The organism is Pseudarthrobacter sp. (genome assembly GCF_036675385.1).
In the GTDB taxonomy this organism is placed as follows: Bacteria; Actinomycetota; Actinomycetes; order Actinomycetales; family Micrococcaceae; genus Arthrobacter.
The window spans coordinates 1-16,865 of record NZ_JAKFFD010000171.1 but is presented as its reverse complement, the minus strand read 5'-3'; the positions used below and the strand labels follow the sequence as shown (position 1 = coordinate 16,865).

The 16,865-nt window shown below is 66.3% G+C and carries 18 protein-coding genes and 1 pseudogene; 6 read left to right on the top strand and 13 right to left on the bottom strand.

Going from position 1 to position 16,865, the window contains the following annotated elements:
• Both V6M49_RS15200 and V6M49_RS15195 read left to right on the top strand, forming a co-directional pair.
• Positions 1-486: potassium transporter TrkG (locus V6M49_RS15200; protein WP_332761799.1), on the top strand; the 486-nt coding region annotated here is incomplete at its 5' end.
• A 40-nt stretch (positions 487-526) separates the two neighbouring features.
• Positions 527-1,165 (top strand): potassium channel family protein, encoded by a 639-nt coding sequence (locus V6M49_RS15195; RefSeq protein WP_210412469.1) that lies wholly within the window; start codon positions 527-529, stop codon positions 1,163-1,165.
• 44 nt (positions 1,166-1,209) lie between these two features.
• Here V6M49_RS15195 and proC read toward each other — a convergent pair whose 3' ends face one another.
• The 6 genes from proC to V6M49_RS15165 form a co-directional block, all read right to left on the bottom strand.
• On the bottom strand, positions 1,210-2,043 hold the full coding sequence (gene proC / locus V6M49_RS15190; protein WP_332761798.1) for a pyrroline-5-carboxylate reductase: 834 nt from the start codon (positions 2,041-2,043) through the stop codon (positions 1,210-1,212).
• 282 nt (positions 2,044-2,325) lie between these two features.
• Complete coding sequence (locus tag V6M49_RS15185; RefSeq protein WP_141141566.1) at positions 2,326-3,330, bottom strand: Ppx/GppA phosphatase family protein; 1,005 nt, start codon at positions 3,328-3,330, stop codon at positions 2,326-2,328.
• A 52-nt stretch (positions 3,331-3,382) separates the two neighbouring features.
• Positions 3,383-3,835: an SseB family protein gene (locus V6M49_RS15180; protein ID WP_141141567.1), complete on the bottom strand. Its 453-nt coding sequence runs from the start codon at positions 3,833-3,835 to the stop codon at positions 3,383-3,385.
• Positions 3,836-4,021: 186 nt separating this feature from the next.
• A complete protein-coding gene (gene topA / locus V6M49_RS15175; RefSeq protein ID WP_141141568.1) occupies positions 4,022-6,751 on the bottom strand; it encodes a type I DNA topoisomerase in 2,730 nt (909 codons plus the stop codon).
• A gap of 156 nt (positions 6,752-6,907) precedes the next feature.
• The gene (locus V6M49_RS15170; protein WP_332761795.1) at positions 6,908-8,638 is read right to left on the bottom strand and encodes a DUF7059 domain-containing protein; all 1,731 of its coding nucleotides are present in this window, start codon (positions 8,636-8,638) and stop codon (positions 6,908-6,910) included.
• Positions 8,639-8,677: 39 nt separating this feature from the next.
• Positions 8,678-9,460 carry a MerR family transcriptional regulator gene (locus tag V6M49_RS15165; protein ID WP_332761793.1) on the bottom strand — a complete coding sequence of 261 codons (783 nt, stop codon included), beginning with the start codon at positions 9,458-9,460 and terminating at the stop codon, positions 8,678-8,680.
• Positions 9,461-9,598: 138 nt separating this feature from the next.
• Here V6M49_RS15165 and V6M49_RS15160 point away from each other — a divergent pair, with 138 nt between their 5' ends.
• On the top strand, positions 9,599-10,036 hold the full coding sequence (locus V6M49_RS15160) for a hypothetical protein (protein ID WP_141141571.1): 438 nt from the start codon (positions 9,599-9,601) through the stop codon (positions 10,034-10,036).
• Positions 10,037-10,124: 88 nt separating this feature from the next.
• On the top strand, positions 10,125-10,718 hold the full coding sequence (locus V6M49_RS15155) for a hypothetical protein (RefSeq protein WP_141141572.1): 594 nt from the start codon (positions 10,125-10,127) through the stop codon (positions 10,716-10,718).
• Between the two features lie 22 nt (positions 10,719-10,740).
• Here V6M49_RS15155 and trhO read toward each other — a convergent pair whose 3' ends face one another.
• Genes trhO through V6M49_RS15140 form a run of 3 tightly spaced genes read right to left on the bottom strand, consistent with a single transcriptional unit; the run spans position 10,741 to position 11,981 of the window.
• The gene (gene trhO, locus V6M49_RS15150) at positions 10,741-11,634 is read right to left on the bottom strand and encodes an oxygen-dependent tRNA uridine(34) hydroxylase TrhO (RefSeq protein ID WP_056346211.1); all 894 of its coding nucleotides are present in this window, start codon (positions 11,632-11,634) and stop codon (positions 10,741-10,743) included.
• A gap of 51 nt (positions 11,635-11,685) precedes the next feature.
• The gene (locus V6M49_RS15145; protein ID WP_332761790.1) at positions 11,686-11,814 is read right to left on the bottom strand and encodes a hypothetical protein; all 129 of its coding nucleotides are present in this window, start codon (positions 11,812-11,814) and stop codon (positions 11,686-11,688) included.
• A complete protein-coding gene (locus V6M49_RS15140) occupies positions 11,814-11,981 on the bottom strand; it encodes a hypothetical protein (protein ID WP_332761788.1) in 168 nt (55 codons plus the stop codon). The genes V6M49_RS15145 and V6M49_RS15140 overlap by 1 nt, the downstream gene beginning before the upstream one ends.
• Before the next feature lie 160 nt (positions 11,982-12,141).
• On the opposite strand from V6M49_RS15140, the gene V6M49_RS15135 reads away from it, so the two are divergent.
• Together V6M49_RS15135 and V6M49_RS15130 are read left to right on the top strand one after the other, a co-directional pair.
• Entirely contained in the window at positions 12,142-12,834 is a 693-nt protein-coding gene (locus V6M49_RS15135) for a GNAT family N-acetyltransferase (RefSeq protein ID WP_141141574.1), read from the top strand.
• A gap of 27 nt (positions 12,835-12,861) precedes the next feature.
• Entirely contained in the window at positions 12,862-15,291 is a 2,430-nt protein-coding gene (locus V6M49_RS15130; RefSeq protein ID WP_332761787.1) for a DEAD/DEAH box helicase, read from the top strand.
• Here the strand turns inward: V6M49_RS15130 and V6M49_RS15125 are convergent.
• The 4 genes and pseudogenes from V6M49_RS15125 to V6M49_RS15110 all read right to left on the bottom strand — a co-directional run.
• Positions 15,264-15,623, bottom strand: a complete 360-nt coding sequence (locus V6M49_RS15125; protein ID WP_141141575.1) for an Rv3654c family TadE-like protein — start codon at positions 15,621-15,623, stop codon at positions 15,264-15,266. The two genes, V6M49_RS15130 and V6M49_RS15125, sit on opposite strands and share 28 nt — an antisense overlap.
• The gene (locus tag V6M49_RS15120) at positions 15,620-16,069 is read right to left on the bottom strand and encodes a TadE family type IV pilus minor pilin (RefSeq protein ID WP_442959740.1); all 450 of its coding nucleotides are present in this window, start codon (positions 16,067-16,069) and stop codon (positions 15,620-15,622) included. Before V6M49_RS15120 ends, V6M49_RS15125 begins: the two co-directional genes overlap by 4 nt.
• Before the next feature lie 89 nt (positions 16,070-16,158).
• Complete coding sequence (locus tag V6M49_RS15115) at positions 16,159-16,521, bottom strand: DUF4244 domain-containing protein (RefSeq protein ID WP_332761784.1); 363 nt, start codon at positions 16,519-16,521, stop codon at positions 16,159-16,161.
• A gap of 173 nt (positions 16,522-16,694) precedes the next feature.
• Positions 16,695-16,865: pseudogene (locus tag V6M49_RS15110) on the bottom strand (type II secretion system F family protein); the annotation flags it as partial.

Genomic DNA, 16,865 nt, shown 5'->3' with positions numbered 1-16,865 from the left:
CAGAACCACATGGAATCCACCACCATGCTGCTCACCGACGCCCTGATGTTCGCCGGCGGCGGTTCGGCGTCGACGGCGGGCGGCATCAAGGTGACCACCATCGCCGTGATGTTCCTCGCCATAGTTGCGGAGGCCCGCGGCGACTCCGACGTGAAGGTCTACGGCCGGACCATCCCCCAGGGGACCATGCGGGTGGCCATCTCAGTGATCGTCGCCGGCGCCACGCTGGTCTCCGTCTCAGCGTTCCTGCTGCTGCAGATCAGCGGCGCGTCCCTGGACCGCGTGCTGTTCGAAACCATTTCAGCCTTTGCCACCGTGGGACTGAGCACAAACCTCAGTGCCGAACTGCCGCCCTCGGGCGTTTATGTCCTTACCGTCCTGATGTTCGCTGGCCGCGTGGGTACCGTCACCCTTGCCGCCGGCCTGGCCCTGCGCCAGCGCAGCCAGCTGTACCACTACCCGGAAGAGAGGCCCATCATTGGCTAATTCCTCAGGCGCGCCCAACCGCCCCGCCCACAACGCGCCGGTGCTGGTGATCGGGCTGGGCCGCTTCGGCTCGTCCACTGCCGAGCAGCTCGTGAAACAGGGCCGCGAGGTGCTGGCGATCGAACGCGACCGGAACCTGGTCCAGAAGTGGGCGCCGCTCCTCACGCACGTGGTGGAGGCCGACGCGACCAACATCGATGCGCTGCGCCAGCTCGGCGCCCAGGAGTTCAGCTCCGCCGTTTGTGGCGTGGGCACCTCGATCGAGTCCTCCGTGCTGATCACCGTGAACCTGGTGGACCTGGGCATCGAGCACCTCTGGGTCAAGGCCATCACGCCGTCGCACGGCAAGATCCTCACCCGGATCGGCGCGAACCACGTGATCTATCCCGAGGCCGACGCCGGCGTCCGTGCCGCGCACCTGGTCTCCGGCCGCATGCTGGACTTCATCGAGTTCGACGACGATTTCGCCATCGTGAAAATGTACCCGCCGCGCGAGACGGTGGGCTTCACGCTGGATGAGTCCAAGGTGCGTTCCAAGTACGGCGTGACGATTGTGGGTGTGAAGTCGCCCGGCGAGGACTTCACCTACGCCCGCCCTGAGACCAAGGTGTCCGCCCGCGACATGCTGATCGTGTCCGGGCACGTGGACCTGCTGGAACGGTTCGCCGCCCGGCCGTAATTGCGGGTGGGTGGGGACTTGCGAGGTTAGGGAGCGGGTGGGGACTAGCCGAGCTGCCTGGTGATCTCTGCGGAGCGGTCCGCTGCGGCGCGGGCGCCGGCGGCGATGATGGCAGGTATGCCCCGGTCGTCGAAGGTGGCGATGGCCCGTTCGGTGGTGCCGTTGGGGCTGGTCACTCCCTTGCGCAGGGCCGATGGATCGGCGCCCGGCTCGGCCAGCATGAAGCCCGCGCCTGCGACCGTCTCCCGCGCCAGGAGCAGCGACAACTCGGGATCCAGGCCCAGCTCGACGCCGGCAGCCGCCATGGCCTCGGCCAGGTAGAACGCGTAGGCGGGACCCGAGCCGCTGATGGCCGACAACGCATCCACCTGATCCTCGCGCACCTCCACCACGGTGCCAGTGGCCCGAAGGATGTCCTTGACGGTCTGGAGCTGTTCCGGCGTGCAGTTGGTTCCGGGTGAGACGGACACGACGCCGCGGCCCAGCTTGGCAGGGGTGTTCGGCATAGCGCGGATCACCGGCTGTCCGGGAGGCAGTGCAGCTTCCAGTTGCGCCAGCGACACGGCTGCGGCCACGCTGACAACAATGGCGTTCGGCGACAGGGAGCCGCTGATTTCGCGGGCAAGGTCGACGATGCCCACGGGTTTGACGCCAAGGATCACCACCGTGGAGCCCTTGGCCGCGTCTTTGTTGTTGTCCGGTTCCTCTTCGCCAGCGACGGCCGTGATGCCGTGGTGGCGCAAAGCCAGCTCCTCGGCGCGTTCCGCACGCCTGACTGTGGCTATGACGTCGGCGGGGTCCGTCCCGGCGGCCAGGAGGCCGGACAGGATGGCTTCGTTCATGGATCCACAGCCCAGGAAGGCGATTCGGTTGCTCATGCCTCCATCATTGCAGTTCGGGTGGGCCGCTGCAGAAATGGAACGAATCGGAAAAAGCGGGAACCCGCCGAAATCGATTCACAGCCGACTCCCATGTTCGCTGCAGCTTGCACACAACTTCGCCGCCTAACGTAGTTATTACCTCATTGAGGGTGCGAGTGATGCGGCAAGCATGGGGATGTTTGCCCGAGGCGCCGGTGGTTTGCAGCAGGTTTTCCCCCATTTTCCTGCTGTGGACGCCGGCGCTTTCGCATTAACGCTGTTTTCAAGCCGCGGCGGGCCTTACGCGGGCGAAGCCTCGATCGTCTGGCGTGCCGCGGCGGGCTCCATGATATGCGGGGCCGGATCCAGCGGACCGGCGAAGACCAGCTGGTCGAGCCGGCGCAGGATCAGCCCTTCACGCAGCGCCCACGGGCAGATCCTGATCTTCTTGAACTTGAACATTTCCAAGGCAGCCTCGGCCACCAGAGCCCCGGCGAGCAACTGGTGCGCGCGGGCCTCGGACACGCCGGGCAGAAAGAGCCGGTCCTCGGACTTCATGGCTGAAATGCGCTGCGCCCACACGCCCAGATCCGTGGCGTTAAGTGTGCGCTTCACATAGGGCCCTGCGGCGCTCGGGGCTGCTCCGGCGACCCTGGCGAGCGACCGGAAGGTCTTGGAAGTTCCAGCCACAACGTTGGCGCGGCCCAGGCCGTCGAACTGCCTGACCGCCGGGGCCAGAGTGGCCCGGATGTAGCGGCGCAGCTCTTTGACGCTCTTGGCGGAAGGCGGGTCCTCAGCCAGCCAGTCGCGGGTCAGGCGGCTGGCGCCCAGCGGCACGGAAGTGGCCACTTCGGGCAGTTCGTCCTGCCCGAAGGCCATTTCGAAGGAGCCGCCGCCGATGTCCAGGTTCAGGATCGGTCCCGCACCCCAGCCGTACCAGCGGCGGACGGCGAAGAAGGTCATGGAGGCTTCTTCGCTGCCGGTCAGTTCCTGCAGGGTGACAGTGGTTTCGTGCTTGACCCGGGCCAGCACGGCAGGGCCGTTAGTGGCTTCACGGATGGCAGACGTACAGAAAGCCAGAAGGTCGTCTGCTTTGTGCCTGGCGGCAAATTCCCAGGCTTCAAGGACGAATTCGGTCAGCTCGTGCTGTCCTTCGTCGGTGATGTTGCCGTCGGTATCCAGGTATTGGACCAGGGATATGGGCCGTTTGTGCGACGCGAAAGGCACCGGACGCGCGCCAGGGTGGGCATCCACCAGGAGAAGGTGGACAGTGTTTGACCCGATATCAAGGACGCCTAGCCGCATCCTGCCATTATTCCCCCGCCCGGGCCCTCACTCACAACCTGCACTAAAGATGTCAGTTTGCGGAGGTGTCCTCGGGTGCGCCGTCGGGAAGCTCATCCGCCCGCTTGAAGTCGCGCTTGATGTTGGCGACGCCCTCGGGGTTGATCTCAAACCCGTACGCAGCGCCGGGGTTGATCACCATGCCCAATTCCTCGCCAATGTTGGCGATGATGGCTGCACCCTGGGTCCCCAGGACGTTCGGGGCCGCCTCAAGGTACTGCTCGTCAACGCGGCTTGGGTGCGAGAACACCGCAAGGACGGGCTCGCCGTCGGCGTTCGCCAATACCAGCGGCTCCACCTGGGAATCCTCCCCCTCGATCCCGTCGGTGCTGATGACGTAGACCTCGCTGTTGAGGAAGGACAGGATGACGTCCACCGGGCTGCCCTCGGGCTGGCCGCCCAGGGCGAGCTTCTCTTCGAGTTCGTTGAGCGGCGTGAGATCGGCTGTGCCGGGCTGTTCAGTCATGTATCTACTCGACCACGTTGGAGAGCCCGGCGCAATTCCACCCGCGCAAACGGGAGGGCAGAAATCCTCGGCGTGCTCGCTCGTTCCTCGCTTAGACGCACGCTGCCGGATTCCTCTCCTCCCGTTTTCTACTGTTTCAACCGGCTCCACCACAGGGCGGAGTTGAGCCGACCGAACACCCGGCGCTTATTTTTTAGCGGGTGCCTTCTTCTTGGCCGGGGGCTTGCGGGCCGTTGTGGCGCGCTTGACCGGACCCTTGGCCCGCTTCTCGGCGAGCAGTTCAATGGCCTGTTCGCGGGTCAGTTCCTCCAGCGACGTGGACCGCGGGACGGTGATGTTGGTGATGCCGTCGGTGATGTACGGGCCGAAGCGGCCTTCCTTGACCACGATGTTCTTCTCGGAAACGGGGTCCGGTCCGAACTCGGCCAGCGGGGCCACCGCGGCACGGGCACCGCGCTGCTTGGGCTGGGAGTAGATCTCCAGTGCCTGCTCCAGCGTGATGGTGAAGATTTCCTCTTCGGTTCCGATGGAGCGGGAGTCCGTGCCCTTCTTCAGGTACGGACCGAAGCGGCCGTTCTGCACCGTGATGAGGTTGCCTTCGGCGTCCTCACCCAGGGCGCGGGGCAGGCTCATCAGCTGCAGCGCTTCGTCCAGGGTCACGGAATCCACAGTCATGGACGCGAACAGCGAACCGGTGCGCGGCTTGGCCTTGACGGGCTTTTTCGGCGGCTTCGGCTTGCCGTTCTTGTAGTACTCCACGGGCTGGTTGGCCAGCTGTTCCTCGGTCATCTCCGGGATGACTTCCGTGACGTAGGCGCCGTAGCGGCCGTTCTTGGCGACAACGCTGTGCCCGGTGTGGGGGTCGTCGCCCAGTACGCGTTCTTCCGGCGCAGCCGTTTCCATCAGTTCGATGGCCTTCGCCGCCGTCAGTTCGTCCGGCGCCAGGTCCTCGGGGACGTTGGCGCGGGAGTTCTCCACGATTTCACCGGTCTTGGCGTCCACCGTGGCAGCGGAGCTTTCCAGGTACGGGCCGAACTTGCCCACCCGCAGCGTGATCTCATCCGTGATGGGAATGGAGTTGATTTCCCGGGCGTCGATCTCGCCCAGGTTGTTCACGATGCTGAGCAAGCCCGGATCGGAGTCTTCACCGTAGTAGAAGTGCTTGAGCCAAGCAGACCCAACGGCCTGGCCGTTGGCGATCTTATCCAGGTCGCCTTCCATGTCCGCCGTGAACTCGTAGTCCACATAGTCCGTGAAGTGCTGCTCAAGCAGGCGGATCACGGAGAACGCGATCCAGCTGGGCACCAGCGCGGAACCCTGCTTCCGGACGTAGCCGCGGTCCTGGATGGTGGAAATGGTGGAGGCATAGGTTGACGGGCGGCCGATGCCCTTCTTTTCCAGCTCGGCCGTCAGCGAAGCTTCGGTGAAGCGCGGAGGCGGCGAGGTCTCGTGGCCCACGGCAACAATGTCCGACGCCGTGAGGGCATCGTCCTTGGCCACGTTCGGCAGCCGCCGGGCTTCGTCGGAGTCGTCGTCCCCGCGGCTTTCGTCCTTGCCTTCTTCATAGGCGGCCAGGAAGCCCGGGAACGTGATGACGGTACCGGAGGCGGAGAACTCGGCGTCCCGGCCATCGGTGGCCACGGCACCCAGGCGGATGGTCGCCGTCGAGCCCTTGGCGTCACCCATCTGGGATGCGACGGTGCGCTTCCAGATCAGTTCGTACAGGCGGAACTCGTCGCCGGAGAGCTGCTTGGCCACCTGCGCCGGCGTGCGGAAGGAGTCACCGGCGGGGCGGATGGCCTCGTGGGCTTCCTGCGCGTTCGCAGCCTTGCTGGTGTACACGCGGGGCGACGCCGGGATGTACTCCGGGCCGTACAGCTCGGAGGCCTGGCGGCGGGCGGCCGTGACGGCTTCGTCGCTCAGCGCCGAGGAGTCGGTACGCATATAGGTGATGTAGCCGTTTTCGTACAGCCGCTGGGCCACCTGCATGGTGCTCTTCGAGGAGAAGCGGAGCTTGCGGCCGGCCTCCTGCTGCAGCGTGGACGTGGTGAACGGCGCGGCCGGACGGCGTGTGTACGGCTTGGTGTCCACGGACCGGACGCGGAAGTCCGCATCCTGGAGACCGGCGGCCAGCGACGTGGCGAGTTCCTCGTTGAGGTGCGCCGCATTGCGCGAGGTGAGGACGCCGTCGTCGTTGAAGTCCCGGCCCGAAGCGACCTTGGCCCCGTCAACCGCAGCGAGTTTCGCCTTGAACGAACCGGCACCGGCGCCGAACTGGCCCGTGAGGTCCCAGTACGAGGCGGCCTTGAAGGCCATGCGTTCGCGTTCACGGTCCACCACCATGCGCGTGACCACAGACTGCACGCGGCCGGCGGACAGTCCGCGGGCAACCTTGCGCCAGAGCACGGGGGAAATCTCGTAGCCGTAGAGGCGGTCAAGGACGCGGCGGGTTTCCTGCGCGTCCACCAGGGCCGTATCAACATCGCGCAGGTTGTCCATGGCGCGGTGGATGGCTTCCTTGGTGATTTCGCCGAACGTCATCCGGTACACCGGGACCTTGGGCTTGAGCACTTCCAGCAGGTGCCACGCGATGGCCTCGCCCTCGCGGTCCCCATCGGTTGCGAGATAGAGGGCGTCGGCATCCTTGAGCGCGGCCTTCAGCTCGGTGACCTTTTTCCGCTTGTCCGCGGACACCACGTAATACGGTTTGAAGTCGTTTTCGATGTCGACGGCGAACTTGCCCACCGAGGTTTTCTTCAGTTCTGCAGGAAGCTCAGACGGCTGCGGCAGGTCGCGGATGTGACCAATGGAGGCCTCTACGATGAAGCCCTCGCCGAGGTACTTGGCGATGGTCTTGCTCTTGGCCGGAGACTCCACAATCACGAGTTTCTTGCCTGTTTTGGCCTTGCTTGGCACGGTGCTCCTACAGAAAAAGGTTGCTCGGGCAGATGAGCCCATATTGGCCTAGTTCACCATATTTTGGACAATAGTGCGCATTCATGTGGAAAACCCGTTGACTCATCAGGCACATCCGGGACGCCGATTTGGGGTGTTCCGGGGCCCGGAAAACCGCTATTCAGCAGGCTCGGAAGGAACCAGGAAACCGTCGCTGACCAGGTTCGCGACGTCGTCGAGCAGCCTGGTCCGGAACGCGTCGCCGTCGAACCCGTCCTCCCCGGCGAGGCTCCCGCCGAGCAGCGCGGCGAGGGCTCCGATGATCTGGCCGACGGAGAGGTCACCGTCGCAGGCGGAGACAAATCCGGCGAGTTCGGTGCTGAGCAGGTTGGTCCGGCGCAGGCCCGCACCCTGGCGCAGCAGGATCACGCCGGGGTGTTCGGCGCCGGGGCGCTGATGGCGTTCCTCGGTGACGTCGTCCGCCACGAGCAGGTGCGCGTCCGCCAGGCTGTTGGCGGCCAGCCAGTCGGAACGCTCGACGGCGGCGCCCAGGTGAGGCCCGATGGGCTGCTCAATGGGGTACGTGATTTCCTCGAAACGGCTGATGGAGGCGGCGCCGGATTCCGACAGCGGCCGGCGCAGCCAGATCATCCCGAAGCCGATCCCCGCCACGTTCCGGGAAGCGAAGTCCGCCAGGTAGGCGGCGTAGGCATCCCGGTAATGCTTCCGGTCGCGGGATTCGGACGCGTCCTGCAGCCACGTTTCGGCGTACTGCTCCGGGCCCACCTGCTCGCGCTGGATGAACCAGGCATCCGCGTCCGGACCGATCCAGCTCTTGGGCCGTACGTACCACTCGGTCCCCGCGGGAATTTCCCAGTTGCCCAGCAGCTGCGCGGTGCCGCCCGGGGCCAGGGCACCGGGCAGCGCCGCCACGAGCGAGGACACAATGTCATCGCCGGGCAGGCCGCCGTCACGGTAGGTGAACTGCCCGGACGCGGCTTCGCCCAGGGTCCGCGGGGTGATGACAAACGGCGGGTTGGACACCACCAGTTCGAATTCCTTCCCCGCCACCGGCTCCAGGAGCGACCCCAGCCGAAGGCTGACCCGGTCCTCCAGCCTGTCCGGGTCCAGGTGCAGGGCCTCGGCATTAAGGAGGAGGTTGAACCGGGTGAAAGCCAGCGCCCGCTCCGAGATGTCCGTTGCCGTCACGTGCTCGGCATGGTGCAGGAGGTGGAAGGACTGGATGCCGCAGCCCGTGCCCAGGTCCAGGGCCTTGGCGACGTGGCGGCGGACGGTGGTCTGCACCAGCGTGGTGGACGCCTGCCCGATCCCCAGCACGTGGTCGTGCCGCAGCATGCCGGCCTGCTGGTGCGCGGCGAGGTCGCTGGCCACCCAGAGCTCGGCGCCGCCGCTGCCGTCCCCATTGGCGTCCCAGCCGTACGGCCGCAGATCCGCTTTCGCCTGCAGCAAGCCCTGCGCCGGCTGATCGGCGGCGGGCAGCCCGGGGCCGGGCCGATCTGGGCCGGGCACGGGCTCGAGCAGCCCCAGCTCGATCAGGCCGTCGGCCCGGATTCCCGGCAGGGCGGCGTCGAGCGTTTCCCGTGTTTGCGGTTCCGCCAGGAGCCAGAGACGGACGACGGCGGCGAGCGCCGCCGTCGTCTTCTCACCGTGCGCAGGCGCACCCTCTGCCGCATCAATCTGAAGGGCGCTTTCGGTGGCCAGCAGCGCCGGGATGATCTGGTCCCGGTTCAGCGCGCGGTAGGCTGACTCGCCCAGCAGCCCCGCCACGCCGTCGAGCGTGTAATCCACCCGGCGCAGGTCCGCGGCGAGCGCCGTCAGCAGCCCGGGGAGGTCGCTGCGCGGGGCATCGGGGGTGTTGCCGGCCAGGAAAAGCGTGGAATCAGTCACCGCCCAAGTCTATTGGCGGGCACGCTTCCTCCTGACGGGCTACAGGTTCTCCGCCGCGTAGATCTTCAGGGCATCCCGGACGAAGCCGGCGCCCTCCGCGCCGCCGTAATTCTTCGCGAAGCGGGGGTCAGCGACGTACATTTCGCCGAGCCCGGTGACGTATGCCTTGACGTCAGCGTTGCCCTTGCGGTCAGCCTGGCCGCGGGCGTCCGACGCCGGGGTGCCCGGGATGCCGGTCAGCCATTCGACGTGCCGCCTCGCGATGTCCTGGGCCGCCGCGCTGTCCGGTGCGATACCCGCCGTGGCGGCTGCGATCCAGTCCTCGCCGAGCTTCTGCGAGCGCTGCTTCCACGCGGCCTTCTCCTCGGTGCTCATGCCGCGCCACCACGAATCCCCCTTCGCGTAGGCGTCCTTGCCCCAGCGTTCCTCCACTTCGTCCTTGTACTGCGTGTGGTCGAAACCGTTGAACATGTCCTCTGCCATGATTTCGCCACCTCCTTTCACTGCTTCGATGGTTTGTGTGACCGACGCGATCTGCCGCGCCAGCCTGTCCTGTTCCTGCTTGAGCCATTCGAGATGCCCGGTGAGTGCCTGGGCGGCGTCCGTTTCGTCGTCGAGCACCTGGCTGATCACCGGCAGGCCCAGCCCCAGCCCGCGCAGGAGCAGGATGCGCTGGAGCTGCACCAGCGCCGCCTGGTTGTAGTAGCGGTAACCGTTGTGGCCGGTGCGGCTGGGCTTGAGCAGGCCGATGTCGTCATAGTGCCGTAGCGTCCTGCTGGTGGTCCCTGCGATCCGGGCGATGTCCTGGATGGACCAGTCCATGTATTCCTCCTTCCTGCCTGTTTGCGGGATGGTCCGGACGTTCCGGTCCGGCTGATGCTTCAACGATAAATGTTGACGTAGCGTCAAGGTCAAGACACCGAATCACGGAGCACAGATGGAGCCGGGTAAGTTGGAAGCATGGCTGTTATTCCTTCGTCCTTTCCGCGCGCCCTCTCCGCTGTGGCTGCCGCAGCTGTCCTCCTGGGCCTCTCTGCCTGCGCGCAGCAGCTTTCGGTGGAGAACGCCGATGTGCCGGCATGGAAAGCCACGGCACTGCCGTCGGCCAGCGGCGTTGTTGCCGAGGATTCCGGCAAGATTCTCAACGCCCAACCCATTGACCATACGGAGAACGTGCCGGCAGGCACGTACACGCTGACACTCGTCTGCGAAGGCGGCGGCAAGGCCTTCCTCGCAGTGCGGTCCGGCGGCAAGGAACTCGCCGACCTCGGGGCCGCCTGCTATGGCACGCCGGAGTCCCGCAAAATCACACTCCCGGAATCCGGACCGCTGGAGCTCAGTGCCTCCAGCGTCGACGCGCCGCTGATCTACGCCTACCAATTGGTCACCGCGGGTTAGTCCCGTCGGATCCACCGTGCAGCTGACCGCCGGACGGGTGATGCCCGAGGCTCTGGATTGGGGTCCCTGCCGGGCATAGAGTCGGAGTATGCCCGCAACGCAGGGGGCGCCGCCGCCCCGCAGGGCGGTACTTCGTCCGGGCGCTTGCCCGTCCCGGTCAGTCTCCGTGCGCACCCGGGTGAGGGCCGCCGTCGTACTCTGGACGGCGGGCGCCCTCGTGGCCGGAACTGCGCTCGCCGGATGTGAATACACGTACGACGAAGGGTGGCGTCCCACTGGGGCCCCGGCCGCGCCGGAGGTGACCGAGTCGGGGCCGCAGGCTGAGCTGTGGCGGAACGATCCCGTCAGCGAGGCTGAAATGGAGGCCTGGCTGACGGAGTCCCAGGTGGGGCCCGGCCTGCAGGTGGCGCACAGGACGTTCGGCCTGTTGCGCGCGGAGGAAGTCCGTACGGACGCGACGGCACCCCTCCCCACCGGAACCTACGTCCTGGTGCTGGTGTGCCGCAGCCAGCGGCGCGTCGACTTCAAAGTCCGCAATGACGAATTCACCATGGTGGACCTCAGCCTCCGCTGCGGATCACGGCGCGAAAGCGTGATCTACCTGTCCAAGGAAACGGTGCTCCATTTCCAGGTCGAAGCGCAGTCCCCCGCCAATTTCGCGTACCGGCTGGCCCGGCTTTGAACTGTCATGCCTGCCCCGCAACTCAGGCCGCGCAGCCTTCGGGGCAGCGCAGCGTCTCCGGGCTGGCGGCACACTCGGCGCAATACAAGGTCAGCGTGCGGCAGCTCGGGTTGGAGCAGTTCTCGAATTTGCTGGTGGGCGCGGCACAGCGGACGCATTCACCGATGGTCTTGGCGTCCTCACTGAATTCCAGGTGCATGCGCTTGTCGAACACGTAGAGCGAGCCTTCCCAGAGGCCCTGGTCCTTGAACGTCTCGCCGTAGCGGACGATCCCGCCGTCGAGCTGGTACACCTGCTTGAAACCGCGGTTCACCATCAGGCTGGAGAGCACCTCGCAGCGGATGCCCCCGGTGCAGTAGGTGACCACCGGTTTGTCCTTGAGGGCGTCGTACTTGCCGGAGTCGAGTTCCTTGATGAAATCGTGGGTGGTGGCCACGTCAGGGACGATCGCGTCCTTGAATTTGCCGATCTGGGCCTCGAAGGCGTTGCGGCCGTCGAAGAACACCACGTCCTCGCCGGCCTGTTTGGTGGCCTCCACCAGTTCGTGCAGTTCCTCGGGCTTCAGGTGGGTGCCGCCGCCCACCACGCCGTGCTCATCCACCTTGAGTTCGCCGGGCGCGCCGAAGGAGACGATCTCGTCCCGGACCTTAACGCTCAGCCGCGGGAAGTCCTCCGCGCCGCCGTCGGACCATTTCACGTCGATGCCGTGGAATCCCTTGTATTCGCGTGTGGTCTTCACGTATTGCTTGACGGCGCCGATCTCGCCGCCCACCGTGGCGTTGATGCCGTCCTTGGAAAGGAGGATGCGTCCGGTCAGCCCGAGTTTTTCGCACAGGGCACGCTGCCAGAGCCGCACCGCGTCCGGATCAGCGATGGGGGTAAAGCCGTAAAAGAGCACAATTCGGTTCAAAGCCACGTATTTAAGGGTACTGGGTTGCCGGGCACCGGGCCCGCCCGGTGGCCGGGGCTAAGGTTGGCCCGCTGCGATGGCGGCGTCGCGCCTGTTCAGGGCGGTTTCAGCCGCCCGGTAGCCCAGGACGACGACGGCGAACGGCACCGCGGTGGCCGTCACGGCGGCCGGTGGCCGCGAAGGCATCAGCGCCATTGTTGAGGGCATGATCCCAGAAAGTCCAGCGGGCGCTTCGACTTCCGGTAGATCAGTGCGCCGGCCGCCAGCGGGACGAGCCCGTCGGCAAGCCAGACCCAGTAAGCCACGCCCGTGGCCGTCTCCCAATACCTGGCGCCGCCCACCATGGCCACCATTAAGGCGACACAAACCAGAAGGGACCGCGGAAGGTGATCTTGGACGGTGCCTTGGCGGCGGGCATGCCGTCAGTCTTGTCCTGTCACGATTGCATAAGCAAGTCACATCGGGGGCACCCTACCCCTGTTGCTTGTGTCGGGGCTGGAATACTCTCATGACATGAGTCCGGACGCCTTGGTTGAAGACATCACACGCCTTCTTGAAGTCTGGGTAGCTGGCTGGGCCGGCTGCCGCGGTTACCAGACAACAGTTGAGGGCCGATTCCCCGCCGCACTGCGGGCTGACACCACCGGGGATTGGGAATACTTCGCCCACGACCCCTCCGCTGACGAGTTCGCGGCCCTGGCTGCGAAGACTGCCGAGGCACCGCCGAGGGTCCTGACTATCCTCACCAACGACGTTGCCCGTTTCACGGCGCTGGCCCAAAAACACGGGCTGAACGTCACGTCCGCATCGCAGGCCATGATGATTGTGGACATGGCCACGCAGGATACGGAGGATCCGTGGCTCTCCGACGACGACCTGAACCTGGTCACCTCCGAACTTGACGGCGTCCACCACGCGGTGGTCCGATCGGGTGACACGGTGGCGGCGAGCGGCAGGGTCTTTGTGGTGGGCGAGACCGCAGTGTTCGACAAGATTGTGGTCCAACCCGCGTTCCAGCGCCGCGGCCTGGGCAGCTTCATCATGAAGGCCCTTGCGGCGCAGGCCATCGGACCGGACGTGGAGAACGGCCTGCTACTGGCCTCCATCGACGGCCAGAAGCTGTACTCCCACCTGGGCTGGTCCACTGTTTGCCGCGTGCTTTTGCTGTCCACCTCCGATGAGGGTGCTGACCTTTCCGTGGGGTGATTTTTCCCCGGGTGAAAGAATGTTGGGGTGAACCCCCATGACTCGCTGATTCCATTGCTGGGCCGAGGCCCGGACCCGGAGCAGCTGCGTCATGTCCGCACCATCCCAGCCCGTCAGGCAGTCCACGAACCGTGGCCGGCGTGGGCACACCCGGATCTCGTGGCCGCTTACGGCTCCCTGGGCATCCACGAGCCGTACCGGCATCAGATCCAGGCCGCCAACCTGGCCCACGGCGGCGAGCACGTGGTGATCGCCACCGGCACCGCCTCCGGTAAGTCCCTGGCCTACCAACTGCCGGCACTTGACGCCATCCACCGCTCCGAACTGCGCGTCCTGTCCGAACCGGGAAAAATCCACGACGACGGCGCCGTGACGCTCTATCTCTCCCCCACGAAGGCACTCGCTGCCGACCAGCTCGCAGCCATCCGTTCCCTGAAACTGCCCACCGTACGGGCCGAGACGTACGACGGCGATACCGACCCCGCGTCCCGCCGGTGGATCCGGGACCACGCCAACTTCATCCTGGCGAATCCGGACATGCTCCACTTCGGCATCCTCCCCAATCACGCCTGGTGGGCCAGCTTCTTCCGGCGGCTGCGGTACGTGATCGTGGATGAGGCCCACAGCTACCGCGGGGTGTTCGGCTCGCACGTGGCCAACCTGATGCGCCGGCTGCGCCGCATCTGCGCGTACTACGGTGCCGGGACAACCCATCCAGGGCCGGTGTTCATCGCCGCTTCGGCCACGGCTTCTGAGCCAGGCACATCGTTCGGCCGCCTGATCGGGGCGCCGGTCCGGGCCGTTGCCGAGGACTGCTCGCCGCACGGTTCCACTACGGTGGCTTTCTGGGAGCCTGCCCTGACCGACCTCAAGGGCGAGAACGGCGCCAGGGAACGCCGCACCGCCGTTGCTGAAACGGCCGATCTGCTGGCGAACCTGGTTTCGTCCCGCATCCGGACCATCGCCTTCATCAAGTCCCGCCGCGGTGCGGAGACAATCGCTTCGATCACCAAGCGCCTTCTGGACGACGTGGATCCCAGTCTTCCCCAACGCGTGGCCGCCTACCGTTCCGGGTACCTTCCGGAAGAACGCCGGGCCCTGGAAAAGGCCCTCCGATCCGGCGACCTGCTGGGTGTCTCCAGCACATCCGCCCTTGAACTGGGGATCGACATTTCCGGGCTGGATGCCGTCCTGGTGGCGGGCTGGCCAGGCACCAGGGCGTCGCTGTTCCAGCAGATCGGCCGGGCCGGGCGCGCGGGCCAGGATGCGATTGCCGCGTTTGTGGCCAGCGATGATCCGCTCGACACCTACCTGGTGAACCATCCCGAGGCGATTTTCGACGTGTCGGTGGAGGCCACCGTCTTTGATCCGTCCAATCCCTATGTGCTGGGGCCCCATCTCTGCGCTGCCGCCGCGGAGCTTCCGCTGGGCGTGGCCGAACTGGGCCTTTTCGGCAGCACAGCAGAGAAGCTGCTGGGCCGGCTGGTAGCGCAAGGGTATCTGCGGCGCCGGCCGGCGGGCTGGTTCTGGACGCACTCCCAGAGCGCTGCGGCCATGGTGAACCTTCGTGCCGACGGCGGCGGACCGGTGAGCATCGTTGACGCCGACACCGGCTCCCTCCTCGGGACCATGGATTCGCCCCAGACGCACTACCAGGCGCACACGGGTGCCATCTATGTGCACCAGGGCGACAGCTATGTGGTGGAGGACCTGAACGAAGACGAGCACTGTGTGGTGGTCCGGCGCGCCAACCCTGACTACTACACAACGGCCCGGGACGTGACCCAGATCGAAGTGCTCGAAACACTCCGGACTGAGCGCTGGGGCGATATCGCCGTCCACTTCGGCGATGTGAAAGTGACAACGCAGGTGGTTTCCTTTCAGCGCAAGGCCTTGATTTCAAACGAAATCCTGGGCGAGGAGCCGCTGGAGCTGGGCGCCCGGGACCTCTTCACCAAGGCCGTCTGGTTTGTGGTGGAGAACCGTTCGCTGACAGGCGCCGGGCTCATCGAGGCGCAGTTCCCGGGGGCCCTGCACGCCGCCGAACACGCAGCGATCGGCCTGCTGCCGCTCGTGGCCTCCAGCGACCGCTGGGACATCGGCGGAGTATCCACCGCAATCCACGCCGACACCGGCGTGCCCACCATCTTTGTGTACGACGGGCATCCCGGCGGTGCCGGCTTTGCCGAACGCGGCTTCGACAAGGCAAAGGTGTGGCTCTCGGCGACGCGCGACGCCATCAAGGCGTGTGAATGCGAGTCGGGCTGCCCGTCCTGCGTCCAGTCCCCCAAATGTGGGAACAAGAACAATCCGCTGGACAAGGCTGCCGCCGTCACGCTCATCGACGTCCTCCTCAAAGACGCGCGCGAAATGCCTCTCCGCAGTGCGGAATTCCTGGCGAGCACGGAGCCGTTCAGCACCACAGCCGCTCAGGGCGGCGGTCCGGCCCGCGCCTGACCGGTGGCGGCGCCAACCAGTATGCGTGCATTCAGCTCCGTTCGGACCATGACGGTCTGACCGGCCCCTTCCGTACAGCTGACGAGTGCCGCCTCATGGCGGGCTGCTACCTCGGCGGCCACCGTGCAGGGGTCTCCGGACGTGATCCCGCGCAGGGCATCGGCCGCGGCAAGGGCAGCGAGGTCCGCCGCTGCCGCTGCCCTGCTGGCCATCACTGCGGACTGTGCGAACAGCAGCATCAGGGCCATCGCCATGATGACGACCAGCGCCAGTCCCGCAGCCAGCACTGTTCCGGAACCGCGCTCCGGGTTGTCCCGGAATTGCCTGTTCACAACGGCGCCTCCTCCGCGGCTCCGACCGGCTCCAACCCCGGATTGGCCGCGGCAGCCGGCGTTTCGCTCCGAGTGGTGGCCTTGGCTGTGAGGGTCCAGGGCACAGTTGCCCCCAGCGGCCCGCCCACACCGTCGGCCACCGTAACGCTGAGCCACTCGCCCTCGGCGGCAACGGACGCCGTTGCCGACGTCCCCGCCAAGGTCCTGACGATCCCCTGCACTGAAGCCGCGTCCTCGCCGCGGGCCAGCGCCCTGGCGCCGGCCCGCGCCGCCTCCTCGAGCCTGAGCTGCGTGACGCCTGCGGAGGCTCCTGCCAGGAGCAGTGCGAGGAGCAACAGTACTGCCGGCAGCGCTACCGCGAACTCCGCCGTCACGGCGCCGTGGGCATTCCCCGGCCCACGGCGCCAGCGACGGGACCGGCGACGGAACGCGGCCGCCGGTCCCAGCGCCACGCGGCTTTCCATGCCCGGGTTCCGGAAGCGGCCACAGCAGCTGCTCCGGCCATCAGCCAGTGGCAGCGCTGCCGGCGGCAGACTCATGGCAAGGCCAGCGCCGTGCGGATGAGGTTCAGCAGGAATCCGCGCACTTCGTCGCTGCGGAGAATGAAGACGAGAAGTCCGGCGAAGCCAACCGCGGCAAGGGTGGCGATGGCGTATTCGGCCGTCGCCATTCCGGCCTCTGAAGCTGTGAGCCGGGGCCGGAGCTTTTTCGCCTCGCTGGCACCGGGGTAAAGCTCCACGACGTTGCCAGCGGGCTCCGGGTCCTCCTCCCGTTGGCAGGTACACGCGCCCAGTCCTGCATTGGCGAGTACTACGGGGTCCCATGCGGGGATACGCGCAACCCCCGTGCTGAGCTCCGGCGCAGGTGCGGCGGAAAGGCGGTTTTGGATGATGGTCATGGTGACGGTTTCCCTTCTGTGCTCCGGCCGAGTTGCCGGCTGATTTCGACTCTTCCCGGCTCCGCAGATCTCGGTAAGTGCAAACATCCCGTAAGTGGATAAGCGCCGCTTGGAGCGGATTGTGGAGGACGGGACGGGGTGTGGAGGAATGGACCCTGGCTCAAATCCCGCGGTCAGGACCCTGACGGCACCAGTGCCAGCAGGACCGGGACTACGCCCAGGCAGATGAAGGCCGGGAGCGAGCACAGGCCCAGCGGAATGACCAGCTTCACGCCGAGCGAGGCCGCCCGTTTCTCCGCAGCGCGGAATCTTTCCCGGCGCAACCTTGCGGCCTGTGCGTAAAG

Excerpts from the sequence above, each read along its gene's own strand:
- proC (WP_332761798.1), bottom strand. The coding sequence starts at position 2,043 with ATGAGCAACCGAATCGCCTTCCTGGGCTGTGGATCCATGAACGAAGCC.
- V6M49_RS15165 (WP_332761793.1), bottom strand. The coding sequence starts at position 9,460 with ATGGACTGGTCCATCCAGGACATCGCCCGGATCGCAGGGACCACCAGC.
- V6M49_RS15145 (WP_332761790.1), bottom strand. The coding sequence starts at position 11,814 with ATGCCTTCGCGGCCACCGGCCGCCGTGACGGCCACCGCGGTGCCGTTC.
- V6M49_RS15180 (WP_141141567.1), bottom strand. The coding sequence starts at position 3,835 with ATGACTGAACAGCCCGGCACAGCCGATCTCACGCCGCTCAACGAACTC.
- V6M49_RS15185 (WP_141141566.1), bottom strand. The coding sequence starts at position 3,330 with ATGCGGCTAGGCGTCCTTGATATCGGGTCAAACACTGTCCACCTTCTC.
- V6M49_RS15135 (WP_141141574.1), top strand. The coding sequence starts at position 12,142 with ATGAGTCCGGACGCCTTGGTTGAAGACATCACACGCCTTCTTGAAGTC.
- V6M49_RS15115 (WP_332761784.1), bottom strand. The coding sequence starts at position 16,521 with ATGACCATCATCCAAAACCGCCTTTCCGCCGCACCTGCGCCGGAGCTC.
- V6M49_RS15140 (WP_332761788.1), bottom strand. The coding sequence starts at position 11,981 with ATGGTGGCCATGGTGGGCGGCGCCAGGTATTGGGAGACGGCCACGGGC.
- V6M49_RS15155 (WP_141141572.1), top strand. The coding sequence starts at position 10,125 with ATGCCCGCAACGCAGGGGGCGCCGCCGCCCCGCAGGGCGGTACTTCGT.
- V6M49_RS15160 (WP_141141571.1), top strand. The coding sequence starts at position 9,599 with ATGGCTGTTATTCCTTCGTCCTTTCCGCGCGCCCTCTCCGCTGTGGCT.